This window comes from Mesorhizobium sp. M7A.F.Ca.ET.027.03.2.1 (assembly GCF_003999175.1).
GTDB lineage: Bacteria > Pseudomonadota > Alphaproteobacteria > Rhizobiales > Rhizobiaceae > Mesorhizobium.
Genome location: NZ_RZOM01001517.1, coordinates 1 through 1,012, shown reverse-complemented (window position 1 = coordinate 1,012; position 1,012 = coordinate 1). Strand labels below are relative to the sequence as shown.

General features: G+C 63.8%; 1 protein-coding gene and 1 pseudogene. Both read left to right on the top strand.

Going from position 1 to position 1,012, the window contains the following annotated elements; genetic code table 11:
- Positions 1–305: pseudogene (locus tag EN750_RS36095) on the top strand (sodium:proton antiporter); the annotation flags it as partial.
- 164 nt (positions 306–469) lie between these two features.
- Positions 470–1,012, top strand: a 543-nt coding sequence (locus tag EN750_RS36090) for an endonuclease/exonuclease/phosphatase family protein (protein ID WP_348629647.1), incomplete at its 3' end; no start/stop codon positions are given.

Here is a 1,012-nt window from a genome sequence, read left to right as displayed (position 1 = left end):
CGCGTGTTGTGGTCATGCAGGCCGCCCTCGACATATTGAGCGGCAAGACATCGGACGCGGCGGCCGCGGTGCGCGAGCAATATGCCGCTCAACGCAAGATCGCCAAAAATCCCGACGATGCCCAGGCGGCGACCGAATATGACCGCTTGCGTCTTTATGCGATCAAGAGCCAGCGCGACGCGCTGGAGGAATTGCGCCGCAACGGGACGATTGGCGACGAAGCCTATCATCGCCTGGAGGAAGAGATCGACTGGACCGAACTGGCGGCGTCGCCACCCGGCCGGTTCCAGCCGCTGAATACATAAGGCATCGCACGCCGTTTTCCGGCGCACGGAAGATATCGAAGTGCTTCGGGATCGGTGCATGATCCCGGTGAAGCAAGGCTGGTCCAAGCCACGTCCATTCTCCTGCACATTGCAACCGTGGCATCGAACCGCTACTGCCAACACGAAATTGAGCCGGATAAGCAATGAAGCTGGTCAGCTACAACATCCAGTACGGGTTCGGCGGCGACGGCCGCTACGATCTTTCGCGCGCCGCGCGCATCGTTGCCGGTGCCGACATCATTGCGCTGCAGGAAGTCGAGCGGCACTGGCAACGCAGCAATTACGACGACCAGCCGGAGCTGCTTTCCCGTCTGCTGCCCGAACATCACTGGGTCTACGGCCCGGCCTTCGACATGGACGCCAGCGAAAGGCGCGACGGCCGTCTGGTCAATCGGCGCCGCCAGTTCGGCACCATGGTGCTGTCGAAACTGCCGATCGTCTGGTCGCGGCTGCATGCGCTGCCAATGCGCCGAACGCAGCGGCCGCTCAACACCCGCAACGCCGCGCTTGAATGCATGATCCGCACGCCGGCAGGGCCGGTGCGGGTGTTGTCGCTGCATCTCGCCCATATCGCGGCCGAGGAGCGGCTGGAGCAGATCGACTACCTCATGGCCGAGCATCGCCGGGCACCGTCCGATGGCGGACCGTGGAGCGGCGTCGACGACGAGCCCACGCGCAATTGGACC